The sequence below is a fragment of the Neisseria polysaccharea genome (assembly GCF_963392925.1).
In the GTDB taxonomy this organism is placed as follows: Bacteria; Pseudomonadota; Gammaproteobacteria; order Burkholderiales; family Neisseriaceae; genus Neisseria; species Neisseria polysaccharea.
In genome coordinates, this window is the sequence record NZ_CAUJNZ010000002.1 from 66,970 (window position 1) to 85,574 (window position 18,605).

Below are 18,605 nucleotides of genomic sequence, written 5' to 3' on the forward strand. Positions count from 1 at the left end.
ATAAGGTTTCGATAGTACGGCACGCAATCCCCTGTCAACATCCTGTCCAATTACAGAGTATTCACGCCGAACCATAAACAAATTTCAGATATGGCCGTATCCTAAACCTATGCCGTCTGAAAAACCAATACCCAAATTTTCTTTCTTTATAACTTTTTGTTCCAATACGGCCGCACCGTATTATCTTCCAATTTCTGAAAGCAGCAGCACCAGTACCGAGACCTGCATCAACGCCGCCGTCAACACGCCGAGGCGCAACTGCGAGCCGCCAAACGTTGACGGCGGCTGCCGGTCTATACCGCAGCGGTGGACATAGGCAACCGCCATCAGCACAAACTGCAACACGAACCAATAAACCGGCTTCAGTGCATAAAGTTTGAGCAGTGCCGCAAACACAAACACTTGAACCGTTCCCGAAAAGCAATAATGCACCAACGCACATATTCCGACAAAAGCAAGCGTCATCGATACATTACTGACGGCAAAAAGCCCGAGCAGCGGATGCCCGGCATCTGCCTGCCACCCCTCTCCGTCTGCCTTCCTCCGCCAATGCCCAATAAAGAAAAATATACTGCCCAGTGTCAGATAAAAGTGGGGAATGAACAAAGGTGCGGCATGGGTCAATCCCCACATCCCCGGCATCAGCTTCGCCCCCAAAACCGATATTCCCAGCCACAGCACGATACTCGCCCAAAACCATTGCAACATTCCCGCGCGGAATATCAGAAACAGAAAAACCGCCGCATACAGTAAGGCAGACAAAAAATCCAAATGCAGCAAAATCATGAATACGCCAACTCGCCTTCAAACACGGTTTCCGCAGGGCCGGTCATCATCACATCGCCGCCGCAGGCCCATTCGATATATAAAGTTCCGCCCGGCAAAATCACCTCTACCGTTTTCCCTTCATCCAACAGCCCCAGACGGATACCCGCCACCACAGCCGCACACGCGCCCGTACCGCAAGCTTGGGTTTCGCCCACGCCGCGCTCGAACACGCGCAAACGAATCGCAGTTCGGCTGACAATCTGCATAAAGCCGACGTTGACGCGTTCGGGAAACTGCCTGTGCGGTTCGATAAGCGAACCGGTTTCGCGCACCGGCGCGCATTCCACGTCATCGACCACAATCACAGCATGAGGATTGCCCATATTGACGCAGCTGACAGGCTGAATGCCGGATTCAAGATGCACCCCATAAATACAGGCATCATCCCCCTCGTCCGATACAGGAACAAACGGTATTTCAGACGGCATAAACTTCGGTTTGCCCATATTGACCGTAACCATACCGTTATCGGACAATTTCGGAAAAATAATGCCCTTGGCCGTTTCAACACAAATTTCTTTCTTATCGGTCAAACCCTTGTCTGCAACAAAACGGGCAAAACAACGCGCTCCGTTGCCGCATTGCTCGACCTCGCTGCCGTCGGCATTGAAAATACGGTAACGGAAATCCACACCTTCGGTTTCCGAACTCCCGACCACCAAAAGCTGGTCGAACCCGATGCCGCGGAAACGGTCAGCCCATGCCGCAATCGGTGCATGCTCAGGAATAAAATCCTGACTGACCGCGTCAATCACCATAAAATCGTTGCCCAAACCGTGCATTTTAGTAAATTTCAAAGTGTTCATATTATTCTGAAATCCCGTATTGTCTGTTGCTTCCGAATTCCGAAATCCCCGTGCCGAAGAGAAATGCTTCCATCTCCCGCCGTCGGGAGATTAAAATAAGTCATTATACTGTTTGTTACCCATTACAATAAACACCATGTTCCGTATATTACTGTTGCTTTTCCCTTGTGCAATCCTTGCTGCCTGCACCCGAAACATACCGGCAAGCCCCGCCGTTTCAGATTGCGCGCATCTTCACAACCGCACCATCCTGTATTTTGACGCACACGGCAAACCCGCCGACAGCGCAGTAAAGGGCGGATTTTACAGGACTGTCGAAATTCATGACACAAACCGCATTCTTATTCAAGACTTTAACAGCACGGGGCATGCCCTCGCCAAACCCTATTGGTCGGACTGCCGGAAATTATCCGTTTTCCCCGACAAACATCTGACGATGAGCCGTCCATGAACCACGACATCACTTTCCTAACCCTGTTCCTGCTCGGTTTCTTCGGAGGAACGCACTGCATCGGCATGTGCGGCGGATTAAGCAGCGCGTTTGCGCTCCAACTCCCCCCGCATATCAACCGCTTTTGGCTGATCCTGCTGCTTAACACAGGACGGATAAGCAGCTATATGGCAATCGGTCTGATGCTCGGATTAATCGGACAGGTCGGCGTTTCACTCGACCAAACCCGTGTCCTTCAGAATATTTTATACACAGCCGCCAACCTCCTGCTGCTCTTTTTAGGCTTATACTTGAGCGGTATTTCTTCCTTGGCGGCAAAAATCGAGAAAATCGGCAAACCGATATGGCGGAATCTGAACCCGATACTCAACCGGCTGTTACCCATAAAATCCATACCAGCCTGCCTTGTGGTCGGAATATTATGGGGTTGGCTGCCGTGCGGACTGGTTTACAGCGCGTCGCTTTACGCGCTGGGAAGCGGTAGTGCGGCAACGGGCGGGTTATATATGCTTGCCTTTGCACTGGGTACGCTGCCCAATCTTTTGGCAATCGGCATTTTTTCCCTGCAACTGAAAAAAATCATGCAAAACCGATATATCCGCCTGTGTACAGGATTATCCGTATCATTATGGGCATTATGGAAGCTTGCCGTCCTGTGGCTGTAACACTCATTCATTCCCGATACCCATAAAAAATGCCGTCTGAAACCTGTTCAGACGGCATTTTCACCTTAAGCGTTACTCGGCGGCATTTTCCTCACGGGCAGGCGTGTCCAGCAGGGCTTTGATGGACAGGCGCACACGGCCTCTGTCGTCCACTTCCAATGCTTTCACGTTTACAACCTGACCTACTTGCAGGTAGTCGCCGACATTGCGTACGCGCTCGTGGGCGATTTGGCTGATGTGTACCAAACCGTCTTTACCCGGCATCACGCTGACAATCGCGCCGACGTTGTTGTCAAGGATTTTCACCACAGTGCCTTCGTACACTTTGCCCACTTCCACTTCGGCAGTAATCTGCTCGATGCGTTTTTTCGCCGCATCACCGGCTTCTTGAGTGGTTGCGGCAATGGTAATCGTACCGTCTTCGGCAATATTGATTTCCGTACCGGTTTCAGCGGTAATCGAACGGATGGTTTCGCCGCCTTTACCGATAACTTCGCGGATTTTGTCTTGGTTGATTTTCATCGTGAACAAACGCGGCGCGTGTGCGGACAACTCTTGTGGGCCTGCAACGGCGGCTTTCATCTGATCCAAGATGTGCAGACGCGCTTCTTTGGCCTGCGCCAAAGCGATTTGCATAATCTCTTTGGTAATGCCTTGGATTTTGATGTCCATTTGCAGCGCGGTTACGCCTTCGGTTGTGCCGGCCACTTTAAAGTCCATATCGCCCAAGTGGTCTTCGTCGCCCAAGATGTCGGTCAAGACGGCAAATTTGTTGCCTTCCAGAATCAGACCCATCGCGATACCGGCAACGTGTGCTTTCAAAGGCACGCCGGCAGACAGCAGGCTCAGGCAGCCGCCGCAGACGGAAGCCATAGAGGAAGAGCCGTTGGATTCGGTAATTTCGGAAACCACGCGCATGGTGTAGCTGAAATCTTCAGGTTTCGGCAATACGGCCAACAACGCACGTTTAGCCAAACGGCCGTGGCCGATTTCACGGCGTTTCGGCGCACCTACGCGACCCACTTCGCCGGTAGAGTATGGCGGGAAGTTGTAGTGCAGCATGAAGCGGTCGGTGTATTCGCCGGACAGCGCATCAATGATTTGCTCGTCGCGTGAAGTACCCAAAGTTGCAACCGCCAAAGCCTGGGTTTCGCCACGGGTAAACAGTGCAGAACCGTGGGTGCGCGGCAATACGCCGGTTTGAATATTCAACGGACGAACGGTGCGGGTGTCGCGACCGTCAATACGCGGTTGGCCGTCCAAAATTTGGCTGCGGACGACATCGGCTTCCAAGTGTTTGAAAATGCCTTTGATTTCGTTGGCTGCCAAAGTGTCGGTTTCTTCGGTAATCAACGCTTCTTTCACGGCATTCCAAGCTTCGTCCAATTTGGCAGAACGCGCTTGTTTTTGACGGATTTTGAATGCTTCTTTAATGGTTTCGCCGGCAATCCCGCGTACTTTGGCAACCAGTTCCTCATTGGTTTCAGGTGCTTTCCAATCCCAAACTTCCGGGTTGACTTCGTCGGCAAACTCATTGATGGCGTTAATGGCAACCTGCATTTGATCATGACCGTAAACAACTGCGCCCAACATCACTTCTTCAGACAAGATGTCGGCTTCGGATTCCACCATCAACACGGCTTTAGACGTACCGGCGACCACCAAGTCTAATTGTGATTTCGCCAATTCGGCTTTAGTCGGGTTCAAAACGTACACACCGTTTACATAACCCACGCGTGCCGCGCCAATCGGTCCGGCAAACGGTACGCCGCTCAACACCAGCGCGGCGGACGCACCCAACATTGCAGGAATATCAGAATCGATTTCAGGATCGACGGACACCACCATCGCTACGATTTGGATGTCGTGGTAGAAACCTTCGGGGAACAGGGGACGGATCGGACGGTCGATCAGACGGCTGGTCAGGATTTCTTTTTCACTTTGTTTGCCTTCGCGTTTGAAGAAACCGCCGGGGATTTTACCTGCGGCGTAAGTGCGTTCCAAATAGTCGACGGTCAGGGGGAAGAAGTCTTGACCTTCTTTCACTTCTTTGTTGGTAGTAACGGCAACCAAAACCACGGTGTCGCCCATGGATACTTTAACGGCAGCTGCGGCTTGGCGGGCGATTTCGCCGGTTTCCAAAGTAACGGTTTGATTACCGTATTGGAAGGTCTTAACGTGTTTATTGAACATCATTGTTCCTTTCAAAACACCGCACTGCTAAAACACTAATAATGCACACTAAAATCCGAATGTGCATAGTTAGGGTTTCAGACCGTGCGGCAGGTTATAAACAAGCTTTCAGACGGCCTTTCAGTCGCTGAAAACAACTCTCGATTATAAAGGCAACCATCCTTAAAATCCAGTATTGATGCAATAAAAAGGCCATCTGAAACATATCCTTTTCAGACGGCCTTCAAACTTAAAAATCAATCCTGAGTCAGCAAAGTCAATGCTTCCTGATATTTTTCGACTGTTTTCTGAATCACATCGGCAGGCACTTTAGGCGCAGGTGCTTTTTTGTTCCAACCGCTTTGCTCCAACCAGTCGCGGACAAATTGTTTGTCAAAAGATGGCGGATTGGTGCCGACTTTGTATTGGCCTGCAGGCCAAAAACGGCTGGAGTCAGGCGTCAATACTTCGTCCATCAAAGTCAGCGTACCTTCTTCATCCAAACCAAATTCAAACTTGGTATCGCAAATAATAATACCGCGGGATTTCGCATATTCTGCTGCTTCTGTATAAAGCTGAATCGCTTTGGCGCGCACTTCCGCCGCCAATTCTTTTCCGATAATGCGTTCGCATTCTTCAAAGCTGATGTTTTCATCATGATCGCCAACTGCGGCTTTGGTCGATGGTGTAAAAATCACTTCAGGCAGTTGTTGCGCTTCCTGCATACCTTCAGGCAGTTGAATACCGCAAACAGAGCCGGTTTTTTGATAATCTTTCCAACCGCTGCCTGCCAGATAACCGCGTACAATAGCCTCTACTTTTACCGGAGTGAGTTTTTTAGCCACGACGGCGCGTTTCTCTAAAACTTTGGCTTCGTTTTCAGGCAAAACATCGTAAACCGTATGGCCGGTAAAGTGGTTAGGCATGATATGAGCCAGTTTTTTAAACCAAAAATTGGAAATCTGCGTCAGAATCTCCCCTTTACCCGGAATCGGGTCATCCAAAATCACATCGAATGCGGACAGACGGTCGGAAGCGACCATCAGCATACGTTTATCGTCGATTTCATATAAATCGCGCACTTTTCCAGAATAGATCTTTACCAAACCAATCTCACTCATTTCGCACCCCCCTGAAAATATCTTGAAAATACCGACCCGACACCCGACAGGTTTGAATCACAAACCGATATTCTAGCCGAAGTCGGCGCAAAACAATACCCATGGCACAAAAAGCCAACCCGTCAACCGTCGACAAAGTTTTGGCACTATAATACCGACAGCAAGTCCTACAATACACTTTCACCAAAGGAAATACCTCATGAGAATCCTATTGACAGGCTCGAAAAGCCAACTGGCACGCTGCCTGCGCGACCGTCTTCCGGAAGACTGGGAAACCATTGCGACGGATTCCGCATCCCTAGACATTACCGATGCCGATGCCGTCTGCAACATGGTCAAAAGTTTCCAACCCGACGCTATTGTCAACACGGCTGCCTATACTGCCGTCGACAAAGCGGAAGGCGATGCGGCAGCGGCATTTGCCGTCAATGCTTCCGCCGTTTACAACCTTGCCTTGGCAGCACATCGCGCCCATGCCCGATTCATCCACATCTCAACCGACTATATCTTTGACGGTAAAGGGAAAAGACCCTATCAGGAAAGCGACTTTACCAATCCTTCCAATGTATACGGACAATCCAAAACCGCAGGCGAGCTGCTCGCACTGTCTGCCAATCCCGACAGCCTTATCCTGCGGACTTCTTGGCTGTTTAGCGAATACGGGAACAACTTTGTCCGCACGATGCTGAACCTTGCGCGGGAACGTTCCCCGCTGTCCACCGTCCACAACCAAATCGGCTGCCCGACCTATGCCGGCGACTTGTCCGCCGCCATCATCCGCCTGTTGCAGCAGTCCAATCCCGTTCGCGGCATTTACCACTACGCCGGCGGCAAATCCGTATCCTGGTACGAATTTGCCCAACATATTTTCCAAGCGGCATCGCAACAGCAGACATCCTTCCCCATTCCCGAATTGACTGCCGTTTCAGACAAGGAATATCCGACCGCCGCCCCCAGGCCCGCATACAGCATTTTGGACTGCCGCAAAATCGAAAACGACTTCGGCATCAAACCGTCAGACTGGCAAAAAGCCCTTGCACAGGTCGTTTCCAAGCTGCTCTGATGCCGCCCGCCTCTCCGTTTCCGCCGCCAAGCACTGCCTTGGCGGTTTTATTATAAAATCCGATGATTACACAAACGCTTATCATCTTTACACAATCATGCCTACACTTTCTTTGAAACATGCTATGATTGCCAATCAATAACATCTCACAATTAATCTTACTTCTCTCATTGAGTAAACCAATAAATTAGATTCTCTCCCAACCGACAAATAAAATAAAGAAAGGGTTAATATGCAACATCGAAGAAGACTAGCAATTTACCAAGCATTCAAACGTACTGCCTTTAACGGCAAGTCCTCTGTTCCGCAAAAAAACGAGAACCGTTGATTTAATTTAAAAATGCCGTCTGAAGTCCTGCTTCAGACGGCATTTTTACGATTCGAGAACCTGCCTCAACTTTTTTTCATCCAAATACCAATGGCAAATCTCTTTATCACCTGCCAACAAAACAGGAACCAGCTCATTATATTTCTCTTCCAAAACGGGATCATCATCCACATCAAGCACATCCAGCCCGAAACCGTATTCATCCTGGAAAGGTTTAAGTTCGTCTCGCATCTTGTGGCATAAACTGCAATATTCGCGAAACATCAGGGTTAGTTTCATCAGCATTTCCTTACCGTTCTGCTTCCACAATCCCAAGCCTTCAGACCAGGGGCTCAGGGGTGGTGGGTTGACAAGTGGTCATTTTTTCATAAATTTCAATAAAATATTTCTTCAAATCATCTACTTCATCTCTTTCAACGCCATGGATTATTTCAAATTCCCTTGCATCTACGCATACACCTGCATATATCTCACTCAAGATAGCCCGTAAAACAAAAACTTCATCTTGAGTTAGTGATATCGTTGAGTTTTGATTGTTTATGGATAGTATGTCCATAGCCGGTTTCCTAGCTTTAAGATTAATTAATTTTTAATATTTTTAATATTAATGCAATTATCCCAAGTAAAATAGGAACTATTATTGGAATAATGGCGTCCTTAATTTTTTTAATGTAGTTATCTTCTTTTTGTTGCGTCTGCTCATAATCATCCTCATGTAGATATGCATTATTTATATCCTTGTAAGTCTCATTTTCATCACCAACAACTCTGGAACCATCCTTAAACGACCTTGCAATTTTTATCATTGATGATAGTAGATCATTGCTTGTGGTAATTGCAAGCAATTCTTCCCCATCATAAAAAAGAATGCTTTCCTCATCGTTTGGGTCATAAAAATATACTTCACCCATCTCGTTGCAACCTTCATGATAATTAAATTTTTCTCTTAAAAATATTGACAAGTTCTCCTTGTTTTTTAATATTTTATTTTCGTCTGAAATTTTTTTGCTGGTATTTATTATCCTAATATGGTAACCCATCATCTATCCTTTCTTGTTTGGTCATATAGTTCTTTTGCTTTATTATGTATTTCTCGCACCCCCTGAGCTGTGACTCCAACACCTGACTTTTAAGTCATGATATTCAACATCTTGATGTTTTACTATAAATCTATTCTTGTGCTTCCTTTGTTAGATAAATTTTAAAACAAAAGATACGTATGCATTCTCTAATTTTATTTGAGATAAATAATGCATTGCTTTGTCGATACTGTTAAATAAATTACTTCCCTCGTAATACCAATTATCATATGTTTGATAAAAATAATTATCTTTCTTGATATAAATATCTCCCCCCAATACAAGTATTCTCTCATTGATAAATAAATTTAATATATCTATTGCAGCGGGGACGGGTAATGCGGCTTCTCTAATTCCAATTCCTATCAAAGATTCCCCTTGTCTCGAATAAATTTCAAAAATCTCATTTAACATATTAATCTCTATCTGCTATTTTTCAGGAAATTGCTGCTTAGGGACAAATAATCTATGATTAATTTTTCCATCTGCTTCTCTGATATATTCAAAATTTCCATCTTTTCCTTTATAAAATCCAAGGATATAAAGTTTATGCCTTACAATATTATCTCCGCCAACTATTTGTATTACTGTATATTGTTCGCCTGATGTCGGTCTGAATGCCGCACCTCCATCATTAGAATTTTTATCTTGGATAACTATTATCCCTTTTATCGTCCCAATACATAGCGGAATCATCATTGAAGCAAATCGGCACTGTCTTAACACGCAGCCCAAAAACAGCAAAATGCCGTCTGAACTGTTCAGACGGCATTTTTAAAACCGTTTTACGCTTGAACGCTAATACCTGCCGTAACCGTCGGTTGCACGTTATGTGCCGTCAAAAACGAAGCAGCAAGCTCCCCGCAACAGCCGCAACAGGTTGCTACACCCAACTGCGATTGCAAATCACCCATTGTGGTCGCGCCTGCGGCAATAGTTTCTTTGATTTGATGGTCGGTAACGGCATTGCAGATACAGACAAACATTTTATACTCCGTGTGTTCTCAAACTATCATACTGATAGCGGCTTTTATTATCGTACGCAAATATAAATAAAAACAGTTCGTATTGCAAGGTTAAGATACTCGGTTATCTTGGTATTTTTTTATCGCATTTCTATTTTCGATTGGTTTTTTATTAATCTGAAGCCGATGAGGGAATAGAGCCTCAATTTCGGGAATGATGTTCCTTAACCACGCTATGCAGCCGCACATTGGCAACATGGGTATAAATCTGAGTCGTGTTCAAATCGGCATGTCCCAACATATCCTGAACCACGCGCAAATCCAATCCGTGCTGCACCAAGTGTGTGGCGAAAGCATGGCGCAGGCTGTGCGGGCTGATGTGTTCGATACCTGCCTGACTTGCATATTCTTTCACTATCATCCATGCCAGCTGTCGGGAAATGCCTGTTTTTTTCTGACTGACGAACAATGCATCGCAAGACCTTCCCTTTAACAGTAACGGGCGCGCCTCCTTGTAGTAACGTTCCACCCAATATACGGACTCCCGACCCATCGGCACTATCCTTTGCTTGTTACCCTTGCCCAAGGTAGTGATACACCCCCTGTCCAAATCCAGGTTGCCAAAACTCAGCCTGACCGCTTCGCTAACACGCAAGCCGGTTGCGTACATTAATTCAAGCAATGCCTTATCCCGTAAACCGTGCGGAGTATCCGTATCCGGTGCGGAAAGCAGTCGGGAAATCTGCTGTTCGGTAATCAGGGTCGGAATATTCTTGTCAATTTTGGGCGGTTTCAGCAAACGGGTGGGATTGTCCGTCCTCATGCCTTCACGCTCCATCCATATATACAGGCGTTTGCATGCCGATAATGCGCGCGCCTGCGAACTCCGTTGCTCTCCGTCAACATAAACCGCCGCCGCCAAATCCGCTTCGTCCGCATCCTTCAGCGTTCTGCCCGATTGGGACAGGCGGCGGGCGATTTTTTCCAAATCGCGCCGGTAACCGTTTAAAGTATTCTGACTGAGCCGCCTGTCCAACCACAGCGTTTCAAGCAGCCTGTCGATCAAACCTTCTTCCATACCGTTCCAAACAAATGCCGTCTGAATCTTCTTCAGACGGCATGGTTCACATTATCGGGAAAGCGTTTCCAATACTTCCTGCGCGTGACCCGCCACTTTGACTTTCCGCCATTCATGGGCGATTTCTCCATCCTTATTCAAGACGAACGTACTGCGCTCGATACCTAACGACTCTTTCCCGTACAGTTTCTTCAATTTGATGACATCAAACAGGCGGCACACTGTTTCATCCTTGTCGCTCAACAGCTCGAACCGGAAACCCTGCTTGGCGCAAAAATTCTGATGCGCCTTTACGCCGTCGCGGGAAATACCGACCACGGTATAACCCAATGCCTCAAACTGTTCCAAACGCGCATTGAAATCCAAGCCTTCCGTCGTACAGCCCGGCGTACTGTCTTTCGGATAAAAATACACGACCAAAGGCAGATGTTCTGCTGAATGAAAATCCGCACCGCTGCTCGAAGGCAGGGTAAATTCATATTTCACATCCATAGTCCTACTCCCGATATTCCCATTATTCAAAACGGCACGCAGACGCACCGCCGCAATTTCCAAACCAACCCCGATTCTACCGCCCCAAAGGACAAGGATTCAACTGCCGGAAACATCCAAACCGACACACGACGGCATGAAAAATATCCATGTCAAACCACAAAAATATAGTGGATTAAATTTAAATCAGGACAAGGCGACGAAGCCGCAGACAGTACAAATAATACGGCAAGGCGAGGCAACGACGTACTGGTTTAAATTTAATCCACTATATGTTCCGATTTAAAAACAGAATGTTATAAAACCCAACCCCCAAAACACAACAAGACCGCCCGCCTACGGGCAGTCTCCTGTCAGACAACATACTTTACAGATGGCTGTTTTTTCAACAAAATAACGCCAATACTCAAAAATATGGAATCAAAAATGTCCATCCGCCCACTGAAACACCTGCGCCTCGCCCTGCTGCTCGGTCTCTGCCTTTCCCTGCCGTCAGCCCACCTTTTTGCCGACAACGACATTTTAGGGCAATTTTTAGAACAGAACATGCTTACCTCCTCCGATCCGATAGAAATATTCGCCGAAAGCACGATACACCCCACCAACACCCAAGCCATCACAAGCAGTCTGATTCTCTCCTCACAGTCTGCCCTGGTCGTCAACAACAAAACCGGACAAATACTGTATCAGAAAAATGCCGACAGAATCATGCCCATCGCTTCCATTTCCAAACTGATGAGCGCGATGGTCGTTTTGGATGCAAACTTGGACATGAACGAAACCGTTACCATCACGCCCGACGAAATCGACCGCCTCAAAGGGACCAGCAGCCGTCTTGCCATCGGCACGTCCCTTACTCGGAAAGAGCTGCTTCACTTAAGCCTGATGAGCAGCGAAAACCGAGCCACCCATGCATTGGGCAGAACCTACCCCGGCGGCATGGGCGCATTTGTCGCCGCCATGAACCGTAAAGCCCAAAGCCTGGGCATGTACAGCAGCCGCTTTTACGAACCGACCGGACTCAACTTCCAAAACGTTTCTACCGCCAAAGACCTGAGCCTCATGGTCAACGCTGCCGCCCAATATCCGCAAATCCGCACTAACTCGACTTCCAACTACGCCTCAGTACAGACCAAAAACGGGCAGCAGAACTACAAAAACTCCAATGCCCTGGTCAGGGAAGGCATGTGGAACATCGAATTGCAGAAAACCGGCTACATACGCGAAGCAGGCAGGTCTATGGTTGTCAAAGCCAACATTCAAAACCAACCCGTTACCATCGTATTGCTGAACTCGCCCACATCCGCCACGCGGGTCAACGACGCCCGCAAAATCGAATCGTGGATGCTGCAGCAACGCTCCTAACATACAAATGCCCGGCGGAAAACCGCCCAAACACAAAAAAAATTGGTAATTTTTCCTATTCAAGGCTACAATTCGACACGCACAGGGCTTCTGCCCGATTTCACAATCATAATAACGGAGTTAAAAATATGACAGCTAAAGGACAAATGTTGCAAGATCCCTTCCTGAACGCCCTGCGTAAAGAGCATGTTCCGGTTTCGATTTACCTGGTCAACGGCATCAAACTGCAAGGTCAGGTCGAATCTTTCGACCAATACGTCGTTCTTCTAAGAAACACTTCCGTAACCCAAATGGTTTACAAACACGCCATTTCCACCATCGTACCGGCTCGCTCCGTCAACCTCCAACATGAAAACAAACCCCAAGCCGCACCGGCTTCGACCCTTGTCCAAGTGGAAACCGTCCAGCAGCCTGCCGAATAATCCGCACGAAGCATGACGTGTCATATCTTTCAATACCTTACCGGACAACGGTAAGGTATTTTTATTTTCAGACGGCATTTCAAAATGTTATTGAAAAACATCCTTCCATTCGCCCATTGCCTTTTGCGGCAGGCACTTCCCGAAGGCGGCAATGCTTTGGACGGCACCGCTGGCAACGGACACGACACCCTTTTCCTCGCACAAACCGTAGGCATCCGGGGAAAAGTGTGGGCATTCGATGTCCAGCCCCAAGCCCTGAACAACACCCGATGCCGTCTGCAGGAAGCAGGTTACAGCAATGTACGGCTCATCTTGGACGGACATGAAAACCTGAAGCAATATATTCCGGAGCCGCTGGATGCAGCCGTTTTCAATTTCGGCTGGCTGCCCGGAGGCGACAAGAATCTGACCACCGACAAGGAAACCAGCATTGCCGCCCTTTCTGCCACCTTATCCCTACTGAAAGAAAACGGTATGCTTATTGCCATCCTCTATCCGGGACACGAAAACGGAAAGCAGGAAGCAGAAGCCGTCGGACAATGGGCAAAAAACCTGCCTCAAGAACAGTTTGCCGTTTTGCGTTACGGCTTTACCAACCGGAAAAACAACCCACCCTATCTGTTGGCATTTGAAAAGTTACGTCAAAAATAAATGTTTGCGGTAAAATAAGCCGATTCCAACCCTTATTTTGATAAGAGCCGACCATGCAGTATCTGTTTGTCAAATACAGCCACCAAATCTTCGTTACCGTTACCATTTTGGTATTCAACATCCGCTTTTTCCTGCTTTGGAAAAATCCCGAAAAACCCTTGGCGGGCTTTTGGAAGGCACTGCCCCACCTCAACGACACCATGCTGCTGTTTACGGGATTGTGGCTGATGAAAATTACCCATTTCTCCCCGTTCAACGCACCATGGCTCGGTACAAAAATCCTGCTTCTGCTCGCCTATATCGCATTGGGTATGATGATGATGCGCGCCCGTCCTCGTTCGACCAAGTTCTACACTGTTTACCTGCTCGCCATGTGTTGCGTCGCCTGCATCGTTTACCTTGCCAAAACCAAAGTCCTGCCTTTCTGAAACACCGTTATGAACAACAGACATTTTGCCGTCATCGCCCTGGGCAGTAATCTTGAAAACCCTGCCCAACAGGTACGCGCCGCATTGGACACGCTGTCGTCCCATCCTGACATCCGTCTTAAACAGGCTTCCTCACTGTATATGACCGCGCCCGTCGGTTACGACAATCAGCCCGATTTCGTCAATGCCGTCTGCACCGTTTCCACCACTCTGGACGGCATTGCCCTGCTTGCCGAACTCAACCGTATCGAGGCTGATTTCGGACGCGAACGCAGCTTCCGCAACGCGCCGCGCACATTGGATTTGGACATTATCGACTTTGACGGCATCTCCAGCGACGACCCCCGCCTTACCCTGCCGCATCCGCGCGCGCACGAACGCAGTTTCGTCATACGCCCTTTGGCAGAAATCCTCCCTGATTTTATTTTGGGAAAACACGGAAGGGTTACCGAATTGTCAAAACAGCTCGGCAATCAAGGTATCCGCCTTTTGCCCGAAGAATAATCCGCCACACGGAAATGCCGTCCGAACACCGGTTTCAGACGGCATTTTTCCTTTGCCGCCAACACGCGTGCAAAAAAATCGCCCCTTGGGAAAGGGGCGCAAAAGGAACACAAACCACTACCAAAACTTTAAATCTACAACATTGCCTGCCGCATACTGTATCCGACAGGATATAAAGCCCTCACTAAATCGTTTCGAGAAATCCAAACTTCTTCATCGCCGACAGAAAATCTGCCTTTCTCCGGTACCAGCTCCAACAGAAACGGTTGAACCGCCGTATGCAGCTTGTCCTTACACCGCCCCAGCTTTCTGGACAACGCGGACAGGGCGCGTTTGTAGGCACTATCCTTGCGGTCAAGCTCCCGCGCACTGCCGACCCAGCTCAAACGAAGGTTGCGGCTTTCATCCTCAATCAGCAAAATGCCTGTTTTAACTTCCCCCACCTCGGGCTCGCATGAAAGCGAAATATAATATTTGCCGTCGATGTTGACATACGCCGCTTCATGCACCTGACAGTTGCAGCCGGAAGTGGCAAGCAGCGAATAAACAGAATCCCGATGCAGTTTCAAAATATCAAGGGAAATCTGTTTAAAAATACTTTCCGGCATTTTTCCCTCCTTTCGTCTGCTGCGTTGTTTACTGGATTGACTGCATTATACAGACATCTCCCAATCTTGCAAATGATAATTGTTCCTATTTTTTAAAAAGCTTATAAATTATTGATATATATGTAAATTAATTTTTAAGATTTAAAACCTTTGTCTCAAGAAACACAAAAATGCCGTCTGAAACGTGTTCAGACGGCATTGGTTTCACAGGCAGTCCGTTTAAAATTTCACGCCCTTATGCAGCGCGACGATGCCCGCACTCATATTGTGATAATCCACGCTGTCAAAGCCTGCATCCAGCATCATCTGTTTCAAAGTTTCCTGATCGGGGTGCATACGGATGGACTCGGCGAGATACTGGTAGCTGTCCGCATCTTTGGCAATCAGTTTGCCCATGACCGGCAGCAGCTTGAACGAATAGAAATCATACGCGCCTTCCAAAGGTTTGTAGATTTTGGAAAACTCCAACACCAGCAACGTGCCGCCCGGTTTCAAAACACGGTACATCTCTTTCAGCGCGGCATCTTTATGCGTCATGTTCCGCAAGCCGAACGCCACGGAAACCAAGTTGAAATAATTGTCGGGGAAAGGCAGTTTTTCCGCATCGGCAAGCGATACGGGAAGAATCATGCCTTCGTTCAACAGACGGTCGCGCCCGACGGTCAGCATGGAAGAATTAATATCGGTCAGCCAAACCTCGCCTTCCTTGCCGACCCGTTTCGCCCAACCGCGCGACAAATCGCCCGTACCGCCCGCAATGTCCAACACTTTATCACCTTTTTTCAGGTGCGCCGTGTTGATGGTGAAATGCTTCCACACCCTGTGCAGCCCTGCCGACATGACATCGTTCATAATGTCGTAGTTTTTGGCGACGGAGTGGAACACTTCCGCCACTTTTCCGGCTTTTTCGTCTTCGTTGACCGTACTGAACCCGAAATGCGTTTTCTGTCCGCCCATATTCTAACCACCTCTCTGATACCGTTGCCCGTCAGATTGCCATCCGACCGGTCTTATTTCTCTTCAAAACGCGACGCGCCCGCCGCCGCCAATTTGTCCAAATATTCCTGCCACATTGCATCGTATCCGTATGCCAGTCGGTGCAGATACGCCCAATCGTAAAGACCGCTGTCGTGCCCGTCCGAAAAACTGATTTTCAGCGCATACTGTCCGACAGGCTGCAAATCCGTGATTTGGACATCCGCCTTGCCGGTCTGCAAAACATCCTGTCCCACGCCGTGTCCGCGCACTTCCGCACTCGGCGAATAGACGCGTAAAAATTCGGCAGGCAGACTTTTAGGTTCGTCCCCATAAGTCAAAACCAACACGGTACGGTTTTTCAACAAACGGATTTCAACAGGAATATTATTCAAAAAACACCTCGGTTCGGCATACAATATCCGGCAGGCGCAGGCGTGCCTTCAAACGGCGCGTATTTTAACAGCTTTATCCCGATACCGATATTCAAACCCACATTTCAGACGGCATTGATATGGACAATCTCGTATGGGACGGCGTTCCCGACATCCGCACACTCGACCAAGCCATCCGCAAACCCACCCCCCCACTCAACCTGATTATCTGCCTCCCCGATAATCAGATTCCCGATTTTCAAACCGCACAAGATGCTTCAGACGCGGAATGCCGTCTGAAGCACCGTTTGGATCAGGCAACGCAGTGCCTCCAGTTCGACAGCATCAACCTCATCGAACACATCCTGCCCGATGTCCGCTTCTGGCTGGTTCCCCCTTCACGCACCCGCCGCCTGCACGAACACTTCCACCACATTTCCTGGCAGACCGAAGCCATCCCGCAAACCGAAAGCAAGTCCGACAAACCCTGGTTTGCACTTCCACAAACATCCGAACGGCAAAAACCGGAACACATTCTCGTTATCGGAGCGGGCATATCCGGCGCATCGACCGCCCACGCCTTAGCATCACACGGCATTTCCGTTACCGTATTGGAAGCCCGAAAAGCTGCCCAAGCCGCCAGCGGCAACCGCCAAGGGCTGCTCTACGCCAAAATCTCGCCGCACGACACCGAACAGACCGAACTGCTGATTGCCGGTTACGGCTACACCAAACGCCTGCTCGAACACATCTTGCCCGACTCCGACACATGGGGCGGAAACGGCATCATCCACCTCAATTACAGCCGCACCGAACAACAACGCAATCACGAATTGGGTTTGCAAAAACACCATAACCACCTCTACCGCAGCATCACGCAGGCAGAAGCCGAAAAAATCGCCGGTATCCCGCTGAACACCCCCTACGCCGAACCATTATGCGGACTGTTTTGGCAGCACGGCGTATGGCTCAATCCGCCCGCATTCGTCCGCGCCCTCCTCAGCCATCCGCTGATCGGACTGCACGAAGACACACCGTTAACCGACATTTCCCACGACGGGGAAAAGTGGATTGCAAGCACGCCAAACGGCATATTTTCCGCCACACACATCATCTACTGCACCGGCGCGCACAGCCCCTGCCTGCCCGAAACCAACCTCGCCGCCCTGCCCCTCAGGCAAATACGCGGACAAACCGGCCTCACACCGTCCACCCCGTTTTCCGAACAACTGCGTTGCGCCGTTTCAGGCGAAAGCTACATCAGCCCGTCGTGGCACGGACTGCACTGCTACGGCGCGAGTTTTATTCCCAACAGCAGCCATACCGGATGGAACGACGCCGAAGAAACCTCAAACCGCCAAGCATTGGCACACCTTAACCCCGCCCTTGCCGAATCATTGTTCGCCGCCAACCCAAACCCCCAAAAACACCAAGGGCACGCCGCCATGCGCTGCGACAGTCCCGACCATCTGCCCATCGTCGGCGCACTCAGCGACATTGCCGCCATGCAACAAACTTACGCCAAACTTGCGCTGGACAAAAACTACCGCATCGACGCCCCATGCCCATATCTGCCTAATGCCTACGCCAACACCGCGCACGGCACCCGCGGACTCGCCACCGCCCCCATATGCGCCGCCGCCATTGCAGCCGAAATCCTAGGTTTGCCCCACCCCCTCTCAAAACGCCTGCGCCACGCCCTCCACCCCAACCGTACCGTTATCCGCGCCATCGTCAGAAAGCAAAACCTGACTCCTTAAGCCTTTGCCGCATTCTCTTTGAAACTCTAGGCTAATATTCATATCTTAGATAAGGTCTTAATGCTGCGACACATACACAACCTAAAACTTTTATCACTTTCCCACACCGAAATTTCTATAACATGTAAAAAGATTTTAAAAAATCAGTGAGTATGCGAAAAAGCTGTCAATACAACATATGATATACCCACTAAATTATTCTCTACTCCATTCTGTCCGACCGACCCTCAGATTTGCACGTCTATCGGCGTGCCGCCCACGGCCGCTCCCGTCAGTGATGCAATCACCCCGCTCTTTGATTTGATTTCTTCTTTAATATGTTCCGGCAGCAGGTTGGCATTGAACTCGCCTGTTTGCGGATCGATTGCGGTTTTACCATCGTTATACTGTTGAACAAGATGTTCCGCTGCCTTTTCAGCTGCAACTGCTGCCAAGCCGCCGGCAGCAAAATTACCACCGTTGACGCGAGC

24 protein-coding genes and 2 pseudogenes are annotated in these 18,605 nt (G+C 49.0%); 10 read left to right on the forward strand and 16 right to left on the reverse strand.

Annotated elements, in window-relative coordinates:
• Positions 1–180 precede the first annotated feature (180 nt).
• On the reverse strand, positions 181–786 hold the full coding sequence (locus RDY34_RS01695) for a hypothetical protein (protein ID WP_308072897.1): 606 nt from the start codon (positions 784–786) through the stop codon (positions 181–183).
• Positions 783–1,634, reverse strand: coding sequence for a diaminopimelate epimerase (gene dapF, locus RDY34_RS01700; RefSeq protein WP_308072898.1), 852 nt, complete (start codon positions 1,632–1,634; stop codon positions 783–785). The genes RDY34_RS01695 and dapF overlap by 4 nt, the downstream gene beginning before the upstream one ends.
• Before the next feature lie 136 nt (positions 1,635–1,770).
• Here dapF and RDY34_RS01705 point away from each other — a divergent pair, with 136 nt between their 5' ends.
• Together RDY34_RS01705 and RDY34_RS01710 are read left to right on the forward strand one after the other, a co-directional pair.
• A complete protein-coding gene (locus RDY34_RS01705) occupies positions 1,771–2,085 on the forward strand; it encodes a hypothetical protein (protein ID WP_308072899.1) in 315 nt (104 codons plus the stop codon).
• Complete coding sequence (locus tag RDY34_RS01710; RefSeq protein WP_308072900.1) at positions 2,082–2,750, forward strand: sulfite exporter TauE/SafE family protein; 669 nt, start codon at positions 2,082–2,084, stop codon at positions 2,748–2,750. The genes RDY34_RS01705 and RDY34_RS01710 overlap by 4 nt, the downstream gene beginning before the upstream one ends.
• Positions 2,751–2,822: 72 nt before the next feature.
• On the opposite strand, the gene pnp is transcribed toward RDY34_RS01710, so the two are convergent.
• Positions 2,823–4,946 carry a polyribonucleotide nucleotidyltransferase gene (pnp, locus tag RDY34_RS01715; protein ID WP_308072901.1) on the reverse strand — a complete coding sequence of 708 codons (2,124 nt, stop codon included), beginning with the start codon at positions 4,944–4,946 and terminating at the stop codon, positions 2,823–2,825.
• Positions 4,947–5,179: 233 nt separating this feature from the next.
• On the reverse strand, positions 5,180–6,043 hold the full coding sequence (locus RDY34_RS01720) for a phosphoribosylaminoimidazolesuccinocarboxamide synthase (RefSeq protein WP_003750753.1): 864 nt from the start codon (positions 6,041–6,043) through the stop codon (positions 5,180–5,182).
• A 199-nt stretch (positions 6,044–6,242) separates the two neighbouring features.
• Between RDY34_RS01720 and rfbD the strand changes: the two genes are divergently transcribed.
• On the forward strand, positions 6,243–7,106 hold the full coding sequence (gene rfbD, locus RDY34_RS01725) for a dTDP-4-dehydrorhamnose reductase (RefSeq protein ID WP_003750750.1): 864 nt from the start codon (positions 6,243–6,245) through the stop codon (positions 7,104–7,106).
• A 373-nt stretch (positions 7,107–7,479) separates the two neighbouring features.
• Here rfbD and RDY34_RS01730 read toward each other — a convergent pair whose 3' ends face one another.
• The 8 genes and pseudogenes from RDY34_RS01730 to RDY34_RS01765 form a co-directional block, all read right to left on the reverse strand.
• Positions 7,480–7,713, reverse strand: coding sequence for a glutaredoxin family protein (locus RDY34_RS01730; RefSeq protein ID WP_025456684.1), 234 nt, complete (start codon positions 7,711–7,713; stop codon positions 7,480–7,482).
• 40 nt (positions 7,714–7,753) lie between these two features.
• Entirely contained in the window at positions 7,754–7,990 is a 237-nt protein-coding gene (locus RDY34_RS01735) for a thioredoxin domain-containing protein (RefSeq protein ID WP_003750743.1), read from the reverse strand.
• A 22-nt stretch (positions 7,991–8,012) separates the two neighbouring features.
• Positions 8,013–8,477, reverse strand: a complete 465-nt coding sequence (locus tag RDY34_RS01740; protein ID WP_003774468.1) for a hypothetical protein — start codon at positions 8,475–8,477, stop codon at positions 8,013–8,015.
• A gap of 147 nt (positions 8,478–8,624) precedes the next feature.
• On the reverse strand, positions 8,625–8,927 hold the full coding sequence (gene imm40 / locus RDY34_RS01745) for an Imm40 family immunity protein (RefSeq protein ID WP_003750739.1): 303 nt from the start codon (positions 8,925–8,927) through the stop codon (positions 8,625–8,627).
• A 15-nt stretch (positions 8,928–8,942) separates the two neighbouring features.
• Positions 8,943–9,113 (reverse strand): annotated as a pseudogene (locus RDY34_RS01750) (MafB); the annotation flags it as partial.
• Between the two features lie 185 nt (positions 9,114–9,298).
• A complete protein-coding gene (locus RDY34_RS01755) occupies positions 9,299–9,499 on the reverse strand; it encodes a (2Fe-2S)-binding protein (RefSeq protein ID WP_003750732.1) in 201 nt (66 codons plus the stop codon).
• 181 nt (positions 9,500–9,680) lie between these two features.
• On the reverse strand, positions 9,681–10,556 hold the full coding sequence (xerD, locus tag RDY34_RS01760) for a site-specific tyrosine recombinase XerD (RefSeq protein WP_115437612.1): 876 nt from the start codon (positions 10,554–10,556) through the stop codon (positions 9,681–9,683).
• Positions 10,557–10,607: 51 nt separating this feature from the next.
• A complete protein-coding gene (locus RDY34_RS01765) occupies positions 10,608–11,048 on the reverse strand; it encodes a peroxiredoxin (RefSeq protein ID WP_002214039.1) in 441 nt (146 codons plus the stop codon).
• Positions 11,049–11,211: 163 nt separating this feature from the next.
• Here RDY34_RS01765 and RDY34_RS01770 point away from each other — a divergent pair.
• From RDY34_RS01770 to folK, 6 genes and pseudogenes are all read left to right on the forward strand, one after another.
• Positions 11,212–11,325: pseudogene (locus RDY34_RS01770) on the forward strand (IS5/IS1182 family transposase); the annotation flags it as partial.
• A 149-nt stretch (positions 11,326–11,474) separates the two neighbouring features.
• On the forward strand, positions 11,475–12,413 hold the full coding sequence (locus RDY34_RS01775) for a serine hydrolase (protein ID WP_308072902.1): 939 nt from the start codon (positions 11,475–11,477) through the stop codon (positions 12,411–12,413).
• A 128-nt stretch (positions 12,414–12,541) separates the two neighbouring features.
• Positions 12,542–12,835, forward strand: a complete 294-nt coding sequence (gene hfq, locus RDY34_RS01780) for an RNA chaperone Hfq (RefSeq protein WP_003687717.1) — start codon at positions 12,542–12,544, stop codon at positions 12,833–12,835.
• An 84-nt stretch (positions 12,836–12,919) separates the two neighbouring features.
• On the forward strand, positions 12,920–13,486 hold the full coding sequence (gene mnmM / locus RDY34_RS01785) for a tRNA 5-(aminomethyl)-2-thiouridylate-methyltransferase MnmM (protein ID WP_003750721.1): 567 nt from the start codon (positions 12,920–12,922) through the stop codon (positions 13,484–13,486).
• A 53-nt stretch (positions 13,487–13,539) separates the two neighbouring features.
• The gene (locus RDY34_RS01790) at positions 13,540–13,914 is read left to right on the forward strand and encodes a SirB2 family protein (protein WP_003750719.1); all 375 of its coding nucleotides are present in this window, start codon (positions 13,540–13,542) and stop codon (positions 13,912–13,914) included.
• A 9-nt stretch (positions 13,915–13,923) separates the two neighbouring features.
• On the forward strand, positions 13,924–14,418 hold the full coding sequence (gene folK, locus RDY34_RS01795) for a 2-amino-4-hydroxy-6-hydroxymethyldihydropteridine diphosphokinase (protein WP_003750717.1): 495 nt from the start codon (positions 13,924–13,926) through the stop codon (positions 14,416–14,418).
• Positions 14,419–14,552: 134 nt separating this feature from the next.
• Here the strand turns inward: folK and RDY34_RS01800 are convergent, their stop codons facing one another.
• The 3 genes from RDY34_RS01800 to RDY34_RS01810 form a co-directional block, all read right to left on the reverse strand.
• A complete protein-coding gene (locus tag RDY34_RS01800; RefSeq protein ID WP_003750716.1) occupies positions 14,553–15,026 on the reverse strand; it encodes an NGO0322 family iron-responsive protein in 474 nt (157 codons plus the stop codon).
• 219 nt (positions 15,027–15,245) lie between these two features.
• Positions 15,246–15,983, reverse strand: a complete 738-nt coding sequence (gene ubiE, locus RDY34_RS01805; protein WP_002214049.1) for a bifunctional demethylmenaquinone methyltransferase/2-methoxy-6-polyprenyl-1,4-benzoquinol methylase UbiE — start codon at positions 15,981–15,983, stop codon at positions 15,246–15,248.
• A gap of 53 nt (positions 15,984–16,036) precedes the next feature.
• Positions 16,037–16,396 carry a gamma-butyrobetaine hydroxylase family protein gene (locus RDY34_RS01810; protein WP_003750714.1) on the reverse strand — a complete coding sequence of 120 codons (360 nt, stop codon included), beginning with the start codon at positions 16,394–16,396 and terminating at the stop codon, positions 16,037–16,039.
• Between the two features lie 119 nt (positions 16,397–16,515).
• Between RDY34_RS01810 and mnmC1 the strand changes: the two genes are divergently transcribed.
• The gene (gene mnmC1, locus RDY34_RS01815; RefSeq protein ID WP_115437611.1) at positions 16,516–18,135 is read left to right on the forward strand and encodes an FAD-dependent 5-carboxymethylaminomethyl-2-thiouridine(34) oxidoreductase MnmC1; all 1,620 of its coding nucleotides are present in this window, start codon (positions 16,516–16,518) and stop codon (positions 18,133–18,135) included.
• Between the two features lie 227 nt (positions 18,136–18,362).
• On the opposite strand, the gene RDY34_RS01820 is transcribed toward mnmC1, so the two are convergent.
• Positions 18,363–18,569 (reverse strand): hypothetical protein, encoded by a 207-nt coding sequence (locus tag RDY34_RS01820; protein WP_003750709.1) that lies wholly within the window; start codon positions 18,567–18,569, stop codon positions 18,363–18,365.
• Between the last annotated feature and the right edge of the window lie 36 nt (positions 18,570–18,605).